Annotated in this window: 17 protein-coding genes; 8 read left to right on the forward strand and 9 right to left on the reverse strand. The window is 49.6% G+C overall.

Features of this window, described 5'->3' with window-relative positions; genetic code table 11:
- The first annotated feature begins 200 nt into the window (after window positions 1-200).
- Window positions 201-575, forward strand: a complete 375-nt coding sequence (locus tag PV02_RS08705; protein ID WP_256622982.1) for a response regulator — start codon at window positions 201-203, stop codon at window positions 573-575.
- 18 nt (window positions 576-593) lie between these two features.
- Here PV02_RS08705 and PV02_RS08710 read toward each other — a convergent pair whose 3' ends face one another.
- A complete protein-coding gene (locus PV02_RS08710) occupies window positions 594-1,070 on the reverse strand; it encodes a hypothetical protein (RefSeq protein ID WP_256622983.1) in 477 nt (158 codons plus the stop codon).
- A 126-nt stretch (window positions 1,071-1,196) separates the two neighbouring features.
- On the reverse strand, window positions 1,197-1,859 hold the full coding sequence (locus PV02_RS08715) for an NAD(P)H-dependent oxidoreductase (RefSeq protein WP_256622984.1): 663 nt from the start codon (window positions 1,857-1,859) through the stop codon (window positions 1,197-1,199).
- Window positions 1,860-2,048: 189 nt separating this feature from the next.
- Here PV02_RS08715 and ala point away from each other — a divergent pair, with 189 nt between their 5' ends.
- From ala to PV02_RS08750, 7 genes are all read left to right on the forward strand, one after another.
- A complete protein-coding gene (gene ala, locus PV02_RS08720; RefSeq protein ID WP_256622985.1) occupies window positions 2,049-3,029 on the forward strand; it encodes an alanine dehydrogenase in 981 nt (326 codons plus the stop codon).
- 312 nt (window positions 3,030-3,341) lie between these two features.
- Window positions 3,342-5,246 carry a DNA topoisomerase (ATP-hydrolyzing) subunit B gene (gyrB, locus tag PV02_RS08725; protein ID WP_256622986.1) on the forward strand — a complete coding sequence of 635 codons (1,905 nt, stop codon included), beginning with the start codon at window positions 3,342-3,344 and terminating at the stop codon, window positions 5,244-5,246.
- Between the two features lie 11 nt (window positions 5,247-5,257).
- Window positions 5,258-7,771 (forward strand): DNA gyrase subunit A, encoded by a 2,514-nt coding sequence (gene gyrA, locus PV02_RS08730; RefSeq protein ID WP_256622987.1) that lies wholly within the window; start codon window positions 5,258-5,260, stop codon window positions 7,769-7,771.
- A gap of 104 nt (window positions 7,772-7,875) precedes the next feature.
- Window positions 7,876-8,772, forward strand: coding sequence for a pyridoxal 5'-phosphate synthase lyase subunit PdxS (gene pdxS / locus PV02_RS08735; protein ID WP_256622988.1), 897 nt, complete (start codon window positions 7,876-7,878; stop codon window positions 8,770-8,772).
- 42 nt (window positions 8,773-8,814) lie between these two features.
- Window positions 8,815-9,408 (forward strand): pyridoxal 5'-phosphate synthase glutaminase subunit PdxT, encoded by a 594-nt coding sequence (gene pdxT / locus PV02_RS08740; RefSeq protein ID WP_256622989.1) that lies wholly within the window; start codon window positions 8,815-8,817, stop codon window positions 9,406-9,408.
- A gap of 111 nt (window positions 9,409-9,519) precedes the next feature.
- Window positions 9,520-9,927: a pyridoxamine 5'-phosphate oxidase family protein gene (locus PV02_RS08745; protein ID WP_256622990.1), complete on the forward strand. Its 408-nt coding sequence runs from the start codon at window positions 9,520-9,522 to the stop codon at window positions 9,925-9,927.
- Window positions 9,928-10,037: 110 nt separating this feature from the next.
- Window positions 10,038-11,375 (forward strand): hypothetical protein, encoded by a 1,338-nt coding sequence (locus tag PV02_RS08750; RefSeq protein WP_256622991.1) that lies wholly within the window; start codon window positions 10,038-10,040, stop codon window positions 11,373-11,375.
- 62 nt (window positions 11,376-11,437) lie between these two features.
- Here the strand turns inward: PV02_RS08750 and PV02_RS08755 are convergent, their stop codons facing one another.
- The 7 genes from PV02_RS08755 to PV02_RS08785 all read right to left on the reverse strand — a co-directional run bounded on the left by PV02_RS08755 (window position 11,438) and on the right by PV02_RS08785 (window position 16,184).
- Window positions 11,438-11,833 carry a 30S ribosomal protein S6e gene (locus PV02_RS08755; protein WP_256622992.1) on the reverse strand — a complete coding sequence of 132 codons (396 nt, stop codon included), beginning with the start codon at window positions 11,831-11,833 and terminating at the stop codon, window positions 11,438-11,440.
- A 71-nt stretch (window positions 11,834-11,904) separates the two neighbouring features.
- Window positions 11,905-13,680, reverse strand: coding sequence for a translation initiation factor IF-2 (gene infB / locus PV02_RS08760; protein WP_256622993.1), 1,776 nt, complete (start codon window positions 13,678-13,680; stop codon window positions 11,905-11,907).
- 96 nt (window positions 13,681-13,776) lie between these two features.
- On the reverse strand, window positions 13,777-14,226 hold the full coding sequence (ndk, locus tag PV02_RS08765) for a nucleoside-diphosphate kinase (RefSeq protein WP_256622994.1): 450 nt from the start codon (window positions 14,224-14,226) through the stop codon (window positions 13,777-13,779).
- Window positions 14,227-14,239: 13 nt separating this feature from the next.
- Window positions 14,240-14,428: a 50S ribosomal protein L24e gene (locus tag PV02_RS08770; RefSeq protein WP_256622995.1), complete on the reverse strand. Its 189-nt coding sequence runs from the start codon at window positions 14,426-14,428 to the stop codon at window positions 14,240-14,242.
- Window positions 14,429-14,433: 5 nt separating this feature from the next.
- Window positions 14,434-14,649, reverse strand: coding sequence for a 30S ribosomal protein S28e (locus tag PV02_RS08775; RefSeq protein WP_015054764.1), 216 nt, complete (start codon window positions 14,647-14,649; stop codon window positions 14,434-14,436).
- A gap of 21 nt (window positions 14,650-14,670) precedes the next feature.
- A complete protein-coding gene (rpl7ae, locus tag PV02_RS08780; RefSeq protein ID WP_256622996.1) occupies window positions 14,671-15,027 on the reverse strand; it encodes a 50S ribosomal protein L7Ae in 357 nt (118 codons plus the stop codon).
- Window positions 15,028-15,326: 299 nt separating this feature from the next.
- Window positions 15,327-16,184: a hypothetical protein gene (locus PV02_RS08785; RefSeq protein ID WP_256622997.1), complete on the reverse strand. Its 858-nt coding sequence runs from the start codon at window positions 16,182-16,184 to the stop codon at window positions 15,327-15,329.
- Window positions 16,185-16,196: the final 12 nt, after the last annotated feature.

A 16,196-nucleotide genomic window follows, 5' to 3' on the forward strand; every position in this document is an offset into this window, starting at 1 on the left:
TGTCAGAACGCTGGCATAATACTAAAAACTGACTTAAGGTATTCTCTTGCATTGGCTGGGCCCGTTGCTATAAGAATCCATTCCTATGGTTAGGTATTCAAGCACTAAATATATATGTTTAATATATTATAATATTCGTATATCTGCTGTGTATCCATCTGGCAGATGTTGCTTTCAGATTCGCATGTCCTGTGAGGTAAATGGCCCAAATACTAGTGATAGAGGATAATCCTGTAAATATGGAGCTGACAGTTGACCTGCTGACAGCTCGCGGATACACTGTGGCGCAGGCTGAGGACGGATTCATTGCACTTGAGATGCTGAAGCATGAGAAGTTCAGTCTTATACTGCTGGACATACAGTTGCCGAGAATGGACGGCCTGGAACTGCTCTCCATCATCAGGGGCGACGAGAACACCAGGGATATCCCCGTAATAGCCCTGACCGCCCACTCCATGCGGGGAGACCATGAGCGTTTCATAGAGGCAGGATGCAATGATTATATATCAAAACCCATCGACATCCGGAGCTTCTGGGATAAGGTGCAGTTCTACATTGAAAGGCGGGCCGTGTGAAAAAAGAAGATAACATTCTCAGTTTGCAAGTATGTTATCGGTTGTAAGTTCGAAAGTTTCCTCAACGCCATTCACATTGACCGTGTAGGTGCCTTTCTCAAGCCCGTAAACGTCAAGGGGTATTGTGTGCTCAAAGGGTACAAGGGCCTCTGTACACACTGCATCTCTCGGCCTTATTGTCTCAAGGTATACGTCGAACGTATTTCCCTGTCTTTGAACGGTCGTTGCATTTTCATTTATCTGTGTGCAGCCGTCAGGGAGATTCCCTCTTGCAGCCACATGCACCTGCACAGGGAAGGATTCAAGTATCCGGATATCGATCTCTTCAACAGAGGCAGTGCCGTAGAGGAATCCCTCATCGCCACTATCGTTCACTGTGTCGTTCATTGTATTGTTCCCACTCTCGAAGCATCCCAAGGTCAGTGTAGTGACCGTAACTATGACTATCACGATCAGGACCATGATGCCAAGCATCGTATTTCCGCTATTTTTCATATAACTCCCTCATATCTTCCGTAGTAATACTACTGACATCAGTGTATAAATCTCTTACTTAAACTGCGGATCTGATGGAAGTCTTCTACATGATGTGTTTTTAACCATTTGGAGCAAGCAGTGTCCTTAATTCTTCTGTGCATATTGCGCCAGTGACCGAAGTCTTTCAATGTATGAGCTGATCTCTGACCTTACCCTCTCCTCTGACATCTTTCCGGCTCCAAAGACGATATAAGAAGGCAATACTTCAAGTCCCGTGTACCCAAGCGTACAATGAGTGATATACCTGAGCAGTTCGTTTATGTCCCCGTGAGCTCCTCCTTTGGAATATAATGCTTCGTCTGCACCTGCTGTCATTACAAGCATGGCTTTTTTACCTCTGAGCAGACCCGCTTCGTACATACTCCCGGTTGCGGGGTTAAAGGCAAAACCTGCTGCAAAGACCCTGTCGATCCATCCCTTTATCATGGCAGGGAAGCCGGTGAAGTAAATAGGGAACTGGAATATGAGAATGTCAACCCATGTTACTTTTTCCATTTCGTCCATGATGTCCTTGGAAAATGTGCCTTTCTTGCTGGCATGCATCTGTTCCATAAATGGGTTGAAGACATCTGTCCTTTTTGGCTGCAGGAAATCGCGCCTGTCAAGCACCGGCTTGAAGTCCATGGCAAACAGGTCCGAGAGCTTCACCTCATGACCCTGCTCATCAAGTGTGCGCAAGGCCGCTTCCTTCATTGCCGAGTTAAATGATCTCGGTTCCGGATGTGCGAATATGTATAGTATCTTCATATAAACCCCAATACATATCTTACACCTTGGCTATTTATCACTTGGGATTGGATAACGGCCTTACCTGGTCCTTTTGGCTGTTCGCTTTCCCATGTATTGGTACTGAGGACTTGCTTCTCCTGACTGCAGGCACAATGATTTTATCCGTTTGCTCTCAAGTTCCTGCTGTCAATCTGATGGAGTGTGTTCATGGATATATTATGGCTGACCCAGTCTGATGTAAAAAGCGCCCTTGATATGCCTTCTGCAATGGAGGCAGTTGAATCCGGGTTCAGAGAGCATGGTCTCAGGAAAGTGCAGATGCCACCAAAATCCTATCTCTATTTCACGAAGCACAACGGCGACCTGCGGACCATGCCATCTTTTCTTGAAGGGCAGGACATAGCTGGTGTCAAGATAGTGAACGTGCACCCGGACAACAGGGAAAAGGGCCTCCCTACTGTCATGGCCGTAATTGTGCTCAATTCCACAGAAACCGGTGCACCTCTTGCAATAATGGACGGCACATACCTGACCGATATGCGCACGGGTGCCGCTGGCGGTGTTGCAGTAAAATACCTGGCCCGCCAGGATTCCAGGGTCGTTGGCATGGTAGGCACCGGAGACCAGGCGCGCACGCAGTTACTGGCGCTATCTCAGTTCATGGATATAGAGGAGGTCAGGATCACATGCAGGAATATGAACAGCTGCGCTGGCTTCGAGAAAGATATGGCCCCGGTGGTCAATTGCGACTTTGTCCGCACCGGCAGCATTAAAGAGGTATGCAGGTGTGACGTACTTGTAACGACCACCCCTGTCAGAAGTCCCATCGTCAGGTCCGAATGGGTCAGCGAAGGTACGCATATCAACGCCATAGGCGCCGATGCCGTAGGAAAGCAGGAGCTTGAGTCTGCGCTGCTCAGGAGAGCAAAGGTGGTCGTTGACGATATAATTCAGGCATCCCATTCAGGCGAGGTGAATGTGCCCATATCCTCGGGAACTTTCTCGGAGGCCGATATCTATGCCGAACTTGGCGAGGTTATCGCAGGCATCAAACCCGGAAGACGATCCCATGAAGAGATAACAATATTCGACTCCACGGGTCTTGCAGTACAGGATCTCGTGACTGCTGATATGGTCTACAGGAAGGCTCTGGAAAAAGGCATCGGGAAGAGGCTGGAACTGTTTTGATACAACAAGTTCAACAGGATCTTATAATTTATGTTACTTCCTTTTATTATTTTCAATAAATACTAAAACTCATAATAACGGCATATCTGCTGTAAGATAAGTTCTCACTATCACTTTTTCAGAGATTTTTATATAAACCTTTAATAAGCATGAACGCATATAAGGTACCATCATATTTCTCTAGGAAAAAGACAAGCTGGCGAATTGAAATAAATCTTTCTTTGACTGAATCTGAGGGAACGAGCGAGTGTACATTTTGGACGTAAATAGCATACTTTATGTTAAATTCTTTTTAAGGGAGACGTATTAGACATGACAGAAAAACAGGGTTATGATGCGAGCAATATACAGGTCCTTGAAGGGCTTGAGGCTGTGCGCAAGAGACCCAGTATGTATATCGGCAGTGTCGATAGCAGGGGGCTTCACCACCTCGTCTATGAGGTAGTGGACAACAGTATCGATGAGGCACTGGCCGGATTCTGTACCGAGATAGATGTAACTATAAACGCGGACGGGACTGTGACCGTCCAGGATAACGGCAGGGGTATACCTGTAGGTAATCTCCCCAAGTACAACAAGTCAGCCCTTGAGGTTGTAATGACCATCCTGCACGCAGGAGGTAAGTTCGACAAGAGCACCTACAAGGTTTCGGGCGGTCTGCACGGTGTGGGTGTTTCCGTTGTCAACGCACTTTCCGAATGGCTTGAGGCCGAGGTCAAGCACGATGGCAAGCTGTATTACCAGCGTTATGAGCGCGGAAAGCCCCATGACGACATAATGGAGATAGGTGAGAGCGAAGGTACGGGTACCAAGATAACCTTCAAGCCCGATGGGCTGATCTTCGAGACTACGAAATTCGCCTACGATATACTTGTCACAAGGCTCCGTGAGCTTGCTTTCCTTAACAAGGGTATAAAGATCGGCATTTCTGACCTCCGGGAAGAACAGCCCCAGCAGGAAGTGTTCGAGTATGAAGGCGGCATAGTCTCATTCGTACAGTACCTGAACCACACACGTAATGTCCTGCATGAATCTCCCATCTATTTCGAGCGTGAGAAAGAGGGCACTGTAGTTGAGATCGCGATGCAGTACACTGACAGCTATGCTGAGTATGTGTATTCCTTTGCCAACAATATCAACACCCACGAAGGCGGTACCCATCTTGTGGGCTTCAAGGCGGCGCTCACCAGGGTCGCCAACGACTATATCAAGCAGAACAAGATGGCAAAGGGCGAGGACAAGCTTTCGGGAGAGGACATCCGCGAAGGCCTTACTGCTATTATCAGTGTCAAGATAACCGAACCGCAGTTCGAGGGACAGACCAAGACCAAGCTCGGGAACAGTGATGTGAAGGGTATCGTTGAGTCAATGGTCTCGGAAGGGCTTTCCGAATACCTGGAAGAGAATCCCAAGGTTGCCAGCACTATATTGCAGAAAGCACTGGACGCACAGCGTGCAAGGGAAGCCGCAAAGAAGGCCAGGGAGCTTACAAGGAGAAAGAGTGCTCTCGATATCAGCACGCTTCCGGGCAAGCTGGCAGACTGTTCCGAAAAGGACCCCTCTCTCAGTGAACTATATCTTGTGGAGGGTGACTCCGCAGGCGGCTCCGCAAAGCAGGGACGCAACCGGAGGTTCCAGGCCATATTGCCTTTCAGGGGTAAGATCCTCAACGTTGAGAAGGCACGCCTTGCAAAAGTACTGAAGAACACCGAGGTGCTTTCCCTCATAACAGCCATGGGGACCGGCATAGGAGATGACTACAACATCGACAAGGCCCGTTATCACAAGGTCATCATCATGACCGATGCGGATGTCGACGGCGCCCATATCCGCACACTGATACTGACCCTGTTCTTCAGGCACATGAAGCCCCTTATAGATGCAGGCTACATCTACATCGCACAGCCACCCCTTTATCGTGTGGCCAAGGGCAAGGCTGAGTACTATGTGTATTCGGACAGGGAGCTGCAGGCCAAACTGCAGGAGCTGGGTGACAAGAACGTAAGCATACAGCGCTACAAAGGTCTTGGAGAGATGAACCCGGAGCAGCTCTGGGAAACTACCATGAACCCGGAAACAAGAACACTGCTGAAGGTCACCATGGAAGACGCTATTGCAGCGGATGAGATGTTCTCCATACTTATGGGGGACGAGGTGGAACCACGCAGGAACTTTATTACGACACATGCAAGGGATGTCTATAATCTGGATGTGTGAGGTGAGGAAAAATGGCAGATGATACAGATAATGAGAATGTTCAGAACAGCGGTTCACCTGACGAACCGGGAGATGAGACCTCCTTTGACATCCAGCCTACGGAAACAGGCGAAAGGATAGTTCCTGTTCTCATTGAAGATGAGATGAGGAACTCTTTCATAGACTATGCGATGAGTGTTATCGTGAGCCGGGCACTGCCCGATGCGAGGGACGGCCTCAAGCCCGTGCACCGCAGGATACTGTACGCAATGAAAGAGGCAGGTATCACCCACGACAAGCCTTACAAGAAGTGTGCCCGTGTGGTGGGAGACGTGCTCGGTAAGTACCACCCCCACGGTGATACTGCGGTCTATGACTCCCTTGTGAGGATGGTGCAGGATTTCTCCCTGCGATATCCGCTCATTGACGGGCAGGGTAACTTCGGTTCCATTGACGGTGATTCGGCAGCTGCCATGCGTTACACTGAAGCACGCATGGACAAGATCGCGGATGAGATGCTCCTTGATATCGACAAGGAAACGGTGTCCACTCAGCCCAACTACGACGGTTCCCTTCAGGAGCCTGTTGTGCTTCCCGCAAAACTGCCTAACCTGCTTGTCAATGGTTCCACAGGTATAGCCGTGGGCATGGCCACAAACATGGCTCCCCATAACCTTAGCGAAGTAATTGACGCAACGCTGATGCAGATCGATAACCCGGACGTCAGCATGAATGAACTGATGAAGGTCATCAAGGGTCCGGATTTCCCCACAGGTGCTACCATCCTTGGTTCACAGGGCATAAGGGATGCATATGAGACGGGGCGCGGCAGGATACAGCTCCGGGCCGTTGCAGAGATAGAGGAGATGAAGAAGGATAAGAATGCCATAATCGTCACTGAGATACCCTACCAGGTTAACAAGGCCAAGCTCATAGAAAATATAGCAGAGCTTGTAAGGGACAAGAAGATAATAGGCGTTTCCGACCTGCGCGACGAGTCTGACCGTGAAGGCATCCGCGTGGTTATCGAACTTACCCGGGGAACCAATCCTAACGTAGTCCTGAACCAGCTTTACAAGCATACGCAGATGCAGACAACTTTCGGTATCATCAACCTGGCCCTTGTGGACAATGTTCCAAGAGAGCTGGGCCTGAAGGATATGCTGCGCATCTACCTGGAGCACCGCGTAGATGTTATCCAGAAGCGCACGCTGTTCCAGCTCAGGAAGGCCCAGGAGAGGGCCCATATCCTCAGGGGCCTCAAGATAGCCCTTGACCATCTGGATGCGGTCATAAGCCTCATCAGGTCTTCAAAGGATGTGGAAACCGCCCGGGCAGGTCTCATCAGTAACTTCGGCCTGGACGAGATACAGGCAAAAGCGATTCTTGACATGCGCCTGCAGAAGCTGACAGGACTTGAAAGGCAGAAGATAGAGGATGAATACAACGAACTCATCAAGCTCATTGCCGAGCTGGAAGAGATCCTCAGTAGTGATGAAAAGAAATACAATATCATCAGGTCCGAACTTCTCGACCTGAAGGAGCGCTTCGGTGACGAACGGAGGACCAAGATAAAGGGATCTGTTGTTGAGATTGATACCGAGGACCTGATACCTGTTGAGGAAGTGGTTGTGACCATTACCAACAGCGGCTATATCAAACGCCTTCCGGTGGATACCTATTCCCAGCAGCGCAGGGGAGGCAAAGGTATCATAGGCATGGAGACCAAGGATGAAGACTTCGTGACCGATATCTTCATAGCCTCGACCCATGACTATATCCTCTTCTTCACCACTAAGGGAAGGGTCTACTGGCAGAAGGTGTATGAGATACCAGAAGGCAGCAGGCAGTCCAGAGGCAAGGCCATAGTTAACCTGCTGGAACTGGGAGACGGCGAATCCGTCACAGCCATGATACCTGTGAGCGAGTTCTCCGAGGACAGTTACCTGTTCATGGCCACACGCATGGGCACTGTCAAGAAGAGCCAGCTGTCCGATTTCAGCAATCCCCGCAAGGCAGGCATTATAGCATTGATCCTTGATGATGGTGATGAACTGGTGAACGTGGCACTCACAGACGGCTCAAAGGAAATGGTCATGGTCTCAAGGCATGGAAAAGCTATCAGGTTCTCTGAAACGGACGTGCGTCCAATGGGCAGGAGTGCAAGGGGCGTGCGCGGAATGAAACTTGAGCCCGGGGATCTGGTCGTCAGCCTGGATGTGGTGGATGAGAGTGCATCATTGCTTACAGTCACTGAGAATGGCTTTGGTAAGCGCACTGAGTTCGGTGAATACCGAACGCTGCACAGGGGCGGCCAGGGTGTGATTACTATCGTGACCAGCCTCCGGAACGGTCCTGTGATCAACGTCAAGTCCGTCAAGGATACCGATGAGATAATGCTCACAAGTTCCGAAGGTATTATTATCCGGATACCTGTAAAGGATATACGTGTCCAGGGCAGGAACACCCAGGGCGTCAAGATAATGGACGTGCGCCAGAAAGATAAAGTGGTAGGTGTTGCGAGGATAAGAGCAGACGGGGAATAATGTAAATGCTTTTAAGCATTGACCATGTTTAGTAGTCTATATACACACACGTCAAAATAATATTACACAGATGATGCTTTAGTATAATTTACAAGGATGATATTATGGAACTTGAGAAATTAAGACACGGTACGGAACTTATCAAGCGCGGTTTTGCAAAGATGCAGAAAGGCGGCGTTATCATGGATGTCACAACTCCCGAGCAGGCACGTATAGCAGAGGAGGCTGGAGCAGTTGCGGTCATGGCCCTTCAGGCAGTACCCGCTGATATCAGGAAGGCCGGTGGTGTTGCAAGGATGGCAGATCCGCAGATCATTGCCGATATTATCGACACCGTAACGATCCCGGTAATGGCAAAGGCACGCATAGGACACTTTGTGGAAGCCGAGATCCTGCAGGCACTTGGTGTTGACATGGTGGACGAGTCCGAAGTGCTCACCCCTGCTGACCACAAGTACCACATCGAGAAGACCGACTTTACTGTTCCTTTCGTATGTGGTGCCAGGAACCTTGGCGAGGCCCTGCGCCGCATCAATGAGGGTGCTGCCATGATACGCACCAAGGGTGAGGCAGGTACCGGTGACGTCAGTGAGGCTGTCAAGCACATGAAGCAGATCATGGGAGAGGTACGCGCACTCAGGGGCATGACCAGGGAAGAGATGACCCGCGTGGCCCGTGAGATCGAAGCTCCCATAGAGCTTGTGCTCGAGACTGCTCAGATGCAGCGTCTGCCTGTGGTTAACTTTGCAGCAGGCGGTGTGGCCACGCCTGCAGATGCAGCCCTGATGATGCGCCTGGGTGCCGACGGTGTTTTCGTGGGCTCCGGCATATTCAAGGCGGAGATACCTGAAAAAATGGCAACAGCCATAGTAGAGGCAGTGAACAACTATGATAACCCCGAAGTGCTTGCAGAGATCTCAAAGGGCATCGGCGCCGGCATGAAGGGCATAAGTGTTGACACCATCCCCCAGGAACAGGTTCTTCAGACACGCGGATGGTAATACCCATCCTCCATTCTTTTTTAGTTCAATAACGGTGTTTTCATGCGTATTGGTGTTATCGCCATTCAGGGTGACGTCTCCGAGCATGTGGACGCTCTTGCCAGAGCGCTTGAGGAACGTGGCAGGCCTGCCGATATCGTGACAATAAAGCACAAAGGTATTGTACCGCAGTGTGATGCGCTTGTCCTTCCCGGAGGAGAGAGCACCACCCTTGGCCGCCTGCTGATCCGTGAAGGCATTGCAGACGAGATCAGGCAGATGCACCGGTCAGGAAAACCCATCATGGGCACCTGTGCAGGTCTGATCCTGCTTGCAAGCGAGGGCGACGAGCAGGTCAGAAAGACCCATCAGCATCTGCTGGGCATTATGGACACAAAGGTGAACCGCAATGCATTCGGAAGGCAGCGCGAGTCCTTTGAGACGGAACTTGGGCTTCCTTTCCTTGACTCACCTTACAACGCTGTCTTCATCAGGGCTCCGGGTATCGTAGAATGCGGGGACGGTGTAAAGGTGCTCGCCCGAATCGATGATATGGTAGTGGCAGCCGAGCAGGGTAATCTGCTGGCGCTCGCTTTCCATCCAGAACTTACCCGGGATTCAAGGGTTCACCAGTATTTCCTGGATAAGCTGTTCTGATAACCTCTTTTTCCTTCTTTTGCTATTAAGGCATTACTGATGAAAAAGTTTAAACTTCATTGGCGTGTAGATTATCTGACTCTTTTATTTTGATATGCAGAGGTGACATCAATGGTAAAGTTAACAGATGAGATGAAAGCAGAATTTGCAAAGATGAAGATATTCCCATTCGCAACAGCCTCAAAGGATGGCGTGCCAAACGTCATTCCTATAGGGATGTGCTATCTTCAGGAAGACGCAGAAACCCTGTGGATCGTTGACAATTTCTTCCTTAAAACCATGGAGAACCTCAGGGCAAACCCGAAGGGTGCTATCTATGTGTGGGGACCTGAGATCAACGGCTGCTTCCAGATAAAAGGTGACATCAAGATCATAGACCGCGGTGAGGAATATGATGAGATGCGCAAGATCGTAAAGGCAAAGAGTGACCGCTTCCCTGCCAGGTATCTTATAAAAATGAAGATCACAGATGTCTTTGAGTGCAAAAGCGGCCCGGATGCAGGGAAGAAACTGCTCTGATCTGCTTTCCTATCTTTTTTTGTACTGGTTTTTTTCCAGATTATATAATCCAAGCAATATATTTATATTAAAGAGCACAATCTCATTTATCTATCCGATATAGTGATCAAATGAGACTGTCCAGGATTCCCCGCAGCTTCACAGGCTCCCTCTCCTATGCCCTGCTGAACAGGGCAGGCGGAACAAGCGGAGCTGTTTTCCAGATATACTCGCTTGTCTGGATAATGTGGCTGGCCTTCTTCATGGTTTTCATGCTGTACCAGCAGTCTTATTCTCCTGTTCTTCAGCCACTTGCTAATTTCCTGATGCCTTCATGGAGCGCTTTGCCTGCTGACGGAACAGCAGTCCGGCTGCCTGTCTTCCTGTTATCTCTTACGCTCTTTGTGATGGTCCCTTATGTGCCGGTTCATGTATTCTGGATATATGAGGGCAGGATGGGAATAAGCAGGAGGAGGCTCAGGGGTGCCCAGGTATGTGAAGCAGCGGTAGTGGACTGTAATCTTTCCGGTAGTCTCGAACTGGGGTTTCCCTGCACAGTAACTTTCCGGGTGAGCAATCCAAGTGATACCGATATGGGGAATGTATGGCTCAGGTGGGTCTTTCCCGGGATTTTTAGATGCGATTCTCCCCAGGTCCGCCTTGGTACCGTGAGAGCAGGGTCTTCAGGATATGTGTCCATGCCTTTTGTCCCCCTGCATACGGGAAAGACATCTCTGGGGTCGGCAGATCTGTATTTTGAGATACGCAGGCAGCAGTACACAAAATACAACATTCCCCAGGGAGTGTGTACTGTCATTTGTTCTTCCATCTATGTAAACACAAGTGTCCCTGAAGTCCTGCAATTCGGAGAAGAAACGGTTTTGGGAATCTATCTTGCTAACAGGCTCCCCTGCCCCCTGGACGATGTGCAGGTAAAGTGCTGTCTGAGGGACGGGATAGCCCCGGGTCACATTGTGCTAAGCTCAGGCACTCTGCATCCGGGGTCCAGACAGATGCTGAGCCTCAGTATTGTCCCGAAGATCATCGGCGAGTTCAGCCCTGGCCATTTTGAGGTTCAGTTCAGGCTCGGTGCTAATGCATGCACCGCAGGACCCGAGGAACTTGGTGTGCAGCGTGTGCTCGCCCCCGAACTTTATGTCCGTATGAACACGCCGGACACCTTCTACAAGGGAATCCCGGCATCCCTCGGTTTTATCGTTGAGAACCGCTCTGAAGAGCCCCTGTCAAATATAAGTCTTTCAAGCTGCTTCTCTTCACAGATCGAGTGTGAGATGCCGACTATATGCATTGAAGGCCTGCTGCCCTCCTCCTCCAGGTATGCATCCCTTACCATCAGGCCTCTGACAAGCGGAAAGACTGATCTTGGGAACCTGAATGTGTCTTTTGAAGTAAACGGTATCCCGTGCAGGATGGAACCAATAGTGCTTGGTGTGCACAGGATCAATTAGAATCAGGGATGCTAAAAACAAGTTAAAAAATGAATGAGAAAGTTGTTGCAAAGAGTGATCGCTCACTCTTCTGCTGCTTCGCCGCCGCCGACAATAGCTTCAATCGCCTTGTCGCCATATTCCACAACAACAGTGTTGACCTGTATGATGTCAGGGGCGATCTCTCTTCCGCGCATCATCTTTCTGCGGCGGACGCCACTTGATACAGGGGAGTAACCTACGCCCTGTGCAACAAGGACCTTCTGTCTCCTCGGGCCGGGGATCTCAGGTCTCATGACCATGCCGCTCTTGTCGCTTCCGCCTGTGATCTTCAGTGCATAGCCTGGAAGTCCAACGATCGCGCCGTCCACTGTCTGGCCTATGGATTTTCCGATAAGCTTGTTAGCCTCGGGTCCTGTTACATTGAACTGGTATGATTTTGTCTTCGGGTCTGATACTACTACTTTGAAATCTGCCATATTTATTCCTCCAATTTTTTGTTCGTTCCTACGTTCCTGTGATGCTTATGATCGTGCGCTGCCCTGACTGCTTATTTAGCCCAGAAGGGGTTACCCCTTCTCTTGAGTTCAAGGAACGCGTCCAGTGTCTCTAGTTCATCTGCCGTCAATGAGTCGTTAATTTCATTTTCCATGCGTTTGGCATGCCTTTCCGGGACATTGATAAAGAGCGTATCTCCTTCCTTTATCTGCCTTCCGACAGTCGGGCCCTCTATAGCCATTGCCACTTCCATGCCGACCTTTGCCTGTGAGATGTTCTCTCCGCTTGACTGAAGCCCTTTCACCCTGCCGACTATAGTGCCGTCAAGTGCCATGATGTCAAGGTTCGTCTTGACAACACCTCCGATTATCTTCACGCCTACAACAGCCGGTTTGCTCTGCCTGAACGTGCAGTTTGGCAATATCTGGAATCTCCCCGGTTTTATGATGGTATCAGCCATCTCTTTCTCGGCAAGCTCCTTCTGCTCCTGCACCCAGTCCTTATAATCATCTATCAGGCGATATATGACATCGTTCTGGAAAAGGCGGATATTGGTGTCCTGCACCTTGTCCCTTGCATCAGGGAGCACCTTTATGTTGAAGCCGACAATGACTGCGTAGAAGGGGTCCTCGATAGCTGCAACTTCCACGACATCACGCTGGGACACGTCTCCCACAGTAGCTTTCCTGATGGGTATATTCTCCTTCTTAAGCTCGTTAACAAGAGCCTCAAGGGAGCCTATAGTGTCTGCTTTTATTGTGATGCCCATGGAATCGGTATCTATCTGCACATCCTCTATCTCGCTCTGCACCTCCTGGGTGATGGCGTCGATAGTTTCGGGTGTCGCGATCCTGACTGGAGAGCCGGCAAGTGCACTTTCAAGCCCTGGTGCAGATATCTTTACACCGATGGCTGCCGTGACCGAAGAAACCTGTTCGAACTTCTCCTCGGATTTTATCTCTGTGAGAGGCCGGGGTTTTAACAGTGCACGGACCTTGGTCTGAATGGGTTTTCCAAGACTTCCAACAACGATAGTATCTCCTTTCCTGAGAGTCCCGTCGTAGAGGATGACATCGATGGTCGTTCCAAGCCCTTTCTCTTCCTTGACTTCAAGAACAGTGCCCACACCAGGAATGTTAGCGTCATAGTGCAGGTTTGCTTCAAGGAATTTCTGGGCAAGTCCCAGCAGCACCATGAGAACATCTGGAATGCCCTCCCCTGTCATTGCACTTATGGGGATTATCCCTACATTGCGCTGGAAGTCATTGATCCTGTCATGCCTTTCGGAGTTGAATCCAAGATTGTACAGTTCACCGACTATCTCATAGAACTTCCTGTCCAGCTCACTCTTAACGCGCTCGTTCTGCTTGTTATAGGATGCCACGAAAGGCATATTCCTTTGCGGGTTCCATCCGTGTATCCTGTCTATCTTGTTCGCAACCACCACAAAGGGTGTCTTGAATCTTTTAAGGATCTGGAGGCTCTCTATGGTCTGTGGTTTGAAACCTTCGTTTATATCCACAATAACTATAGCAAGGTCCGCAAGAGCTCCGCCGCGGCTTCGGAGTGAGGTGAATGCATGGTGTCCGGGAGTGTCAATAAACAAAAGGCCGGGCACTATGAACTTGTCCCTGAGGGCGGGATTGCCGCACTTGTTAACTATGACATCAATTGGAACCTCAGTGGCACCGATATGCTGGGTGATGGCGCCTGCCTCCCCGTCAGCAACAGTACTGCCTCTGATCTTATCAAGCAATGTAGTCTTTCCATGATCTACATGTCCCATTACAGAGACAATTGGTGTGCGTAAGTTTCCCTTGACTGCCATGTGCATCCCTTCAAATCTGATTGACTGCCCCGTAATTGAGTATTAAGCTATTCCGGGCATGTATCAAATAAAAGGTGCCCGGAATGGCCTTAAACTTTACTCGTAGAGGCAAACCTCATCGATCTTTGAATAGCTGACGATCTCCGAACCCTTAAAGTGGATGGAGATCTCACGTTTGGCCGATTCCGGGGAATCGGAAGCATGGACAACATTCCTTCCCGTCTCGATGGCAAAGTCGCCACGGATCGTGCCGGGAGCTGCGTTAACGGGGTTGGTTGCACCGTTGACCGCACGCATGATGGCAATAGCGTTCTTGCCTTCGACCACCATTGATACGGAAGGGCCTGATGTGACGTACTCTATGAGTGATGCGAAGAATGGTCTCTCTGCATGTTCCCTGTAGTGCTCTTTTGCACTTTCGGCACTCATTACGCCCAGGCGCATGGCTGCGACCTTCAGGCCGCGTTTCTCTATCCTGGAGACTATCTCTCCGATGAGCCCGCGCTGTACGCCGTCGGGCTTGATCATGATGTATGTCTGTTCCATGCCTGACACCGGATTACGCCTTCTTCAGATAGATCCTGCCCTGCTCGGTCCACTCGGTACGCCTTGGAAGCCTTCCAAGATCGAAGTTGCTTTCGCATTTTGAAGAACAGAAGAAATAGTTTGATCCGTCCCTCTTCACAAAGAGCTTACCTGTTCCCGGCTCAAGGAATGCGCCGCAAAAAGAACATTTCCTTTGTTCCATTATGATCACCTGGTGGTCAGTTTCTTTGCTTCTCTGGATGTTTCGATCAGCATCAGTATGTCGCCTACCCTGATCGGACCTACACAGTTGCGGGTGATTATACGGCCCTTGTCGCGTCCCTCAAGCACACGGCACTGTATCTGGCTTGCTTCGCCATGCATACCGGTGTTGCCGATGACATCGATGACTTCGGCCGCATAGCCTGTATCTTCATCTGCCATAATGATACCTCACGTATCAGATTATTTCAATGCACTTACTTTCTGTGCGATGTCTTCAACAAGTCCGCTGCCCTTGCCGGTGTCAATGATTGCTACGGCTGCACAGGCAACACCTATACCGCAAGCTGCTCCAAGTTCCTTCTGCTGCTTGACAAATATATACGGAGTGTTCTTTTCTTCACAGAGTGGTGCGATGTGGGCGATGACTTCAGCAGGGCTTACATCCTCTGCAATTACCGCGAGCTTTGTAATGCCTCTCTCAATTGCTTTTGTCACTTCGTTTGTGCCCTTTTTCAGTTTTCCTGTGTCCCTTGCGAGTTCTACGCTCTCAAGTGCTTTGTTTGCTAATTCTTCCGGAACGTCAAATTTTGCTGCCATATTATTAATCTCCTTCGAAACCGCGAAAAACTGCGGTTTTTCATTATTCATTGCAGATCAGGACAGTATCCTGAAACTAATTTGGCCTTATGATTGCTACAAATTAATATCACTAACTGACACTGTTATATGCCAAGGTAATGGCTATCAATCGCTACATTCGGATATATATCTTTCGGCAAATGGCGATTTGATTCCAAAACACTCTATTAAGGTATAAACCTTGTGCCAAAAAGAGAGGCTACATAAAAAATGAGGTGAGACTAATATCTCACCGGGCACCTGCACCTGACAGCTGCTCAGCGGAGCTGTTCAAGTGCCAGGTTATAGAAGTTTGTTGCATTGGTCGTGATCATGACCTTTGTCACATTATCGCTGTCGTAGCTGGTCACATTGTATGCCAGGCCGCGCTCCGTACTGTTTGCCTCAAGAGCACTTATGTTCTCAAGCAGGCTTTGCTGCGGCTCGACAAATACTTCGGTCCTTGTATAGGTGTTCCCTTCATCTGCAGCCCTGAACTCCATGTAGTGTTGTCCGGCGACAGTGTCTGCAGAAGTGAGCATCTGGTATTCAGCACCGGCTTCGATGTAGGGCATTATCCTTTCAAAGTCCCTGGAGCTTTCGAGGTTCCCGGATGCTACATCGATTACCTGCTGAAGCGAATCCTGCGGTCCCAGCAGCATGGGGCTGCCTACTATATTGTATATCTGGCCGTTGCGGGACAACAGGTAATAGCCATTATATGGCTGCTCTGCAAGCATGTACTCAAAGTTTATCACCTCAGGATATATCACATGGGCCTCGAATCCGAAATCCTCTGTGTTATTATATGCAGCGTATCTTTTGACTATCATCGAACCATAAACTGAGTACACGTCCGTGATATTAGGTGCCAGCACCTCAAGTGGCGTTCCATATACTCTTGAATAATCTACGTAACTTGCTACAGTAACGCCTTCGGGTGTCATGCTCAGCCCGTCCTGGAGTGAGTTCAGTTGGTGATTTACTTTAGTGCCTGGTATAGTATCAAACCCAGGCGCCTGTGATGCATCGTTCTGGTTGTTGCTCTGCTTGGAAAGCGGGCCGGCAAAAAAGTACGTCCCTATGGACATGAGCATAATGACAGCCAGAAAGAGGCTTATTGCTTTTGTGTTCATTGGTATCCTCTT

The sequence above is a fragment of the Methanolobus chelungpuianus genome, assembly GCF_024500045.1.
GTDB classification, from domain to species: Archaea; Halobacteriota; Methanosarcinia; order Methanosarcinales; family Methanosarcinaceae; genus Methanolobus; species Methanolobus chelungpuianus.

Excerpts from the sequence above, each read along its gene's own strand:
- PV02_RS08705 (WP_256622982.1), top strand. The coding sequence starts at position 201 with ATGGCCCAAATACTAGTGATAGAGGATAATCCTGTAAATATGGAGCTG.
- PV02_RS08710 (WP_256622983.1), bottom strand. The coding sequence starts at position 1,070 with ATGAAAAATAGCGGAAATACGATGCTTGGCATCATGGTCCTGATCGTG.
- PV02_RS08715 (WP_256622984.1), bottom strand. The coding sequence starts at position 1,859 with ATGAAGATACTATACATATTCGCACATCCGGAACCGAGATCATTTAAC.
- ala (WP_256622985.1), top strand. The coding sequence starts at position 2,049 with ATGGATATATTATGGCTGACCCAGTCTGATGTAAAAAGCGCCCTTGAT.
- gyrB (WP_256622986.1), top strand. The coding sequence starts at position 3,342 with ATGACAGAAAAACAGGGTTATGATGCGAGCAATATACAGGTCCTTGAA.
- gyrA (WP_256622987.1), top strand. The coding sequence starts at position 5,258 with ATGGCAGATGATACAGATAATGAGAATGTTCAGAACAGCGGTTCACCT.
- pdxS (WP_256622988.1), top strand. The coding sequence starts at position 7,876 with ATGGAACTTGAGAAATTAAGACACGGTACGGAACTTATCAAGCGCGGT.
- pdxT (WP_256622989.1), top strand. The coding sequence starts at position 8,815 with ATGCGTATTGGTGTTATCGCCATTCAGGGTGACGTCTCCGAGCATGTG.
- PV02_RS08745 (WP_256622990.1), top strand. The coding sequence starts at position 9,520 with ATGGTAAAGTTAACAGATGAGATGAAAGCAGAATTTGCAAAGATGAAG.
- PV02_RS08750 (WP_256622991.1), top strand. The coding sequence starts at position 10,038 with ATGAGACTGTCCAGGATTCCCCGCAGCTTCACAGGCTCCCTCTCCTAT.
- PV02_RS08755 (WP_256622992.1), bottom strand. The coding sequence starts at position 11,833 with ATGGCAGATTTCAAAGTAGTAGTATCAGACCCGAAGACAAAATCATAC.
- infB (WP_256622993.1), bottom strand. The coding sequence starts at position 13,680 with ATGGCAGTCAAGGGAAACTTACGCACACCAATTGTCTCTGTAATGGGA.
- ndk (WP_256622994.1), bottom strand. The coding sequence starts at position 14,226 with ATGGAACAGACATACATCATGATCAAGCCCGACGGCGTACAGCGCGGG.
- PV02_RS08770 (WP_256622995.1), bottom strand. The coding sequence starts at position 14,428 with ATGGAACAAAGGAAATGTTCTTTTTGCGGCGCATTCCTTGAGCCGGGA.
- PV02_RS08775 (WP_015054764.1), bottom strand. The coding sequence starts at position 14,649 with ATGGCAGATGAAGATACAGGCTATGCGGCCGAAGTCATCGATGTCATC.
- rpl7ae (WP_256622996.1), bottom strand. The coding sequence starts at position 15,027 with ATGGCAGCAAAATTTGACGTTCCGGAAGAATTAGCAAACAAAGCACTT.
- PV02_RS08785 (WP_256622997.1), bottom strand. The coding sequence starts at position 16,184 with ATGAACACAAAAGCAATAAGCCTCTTTCTGGCTGTCATTATGCTCATG.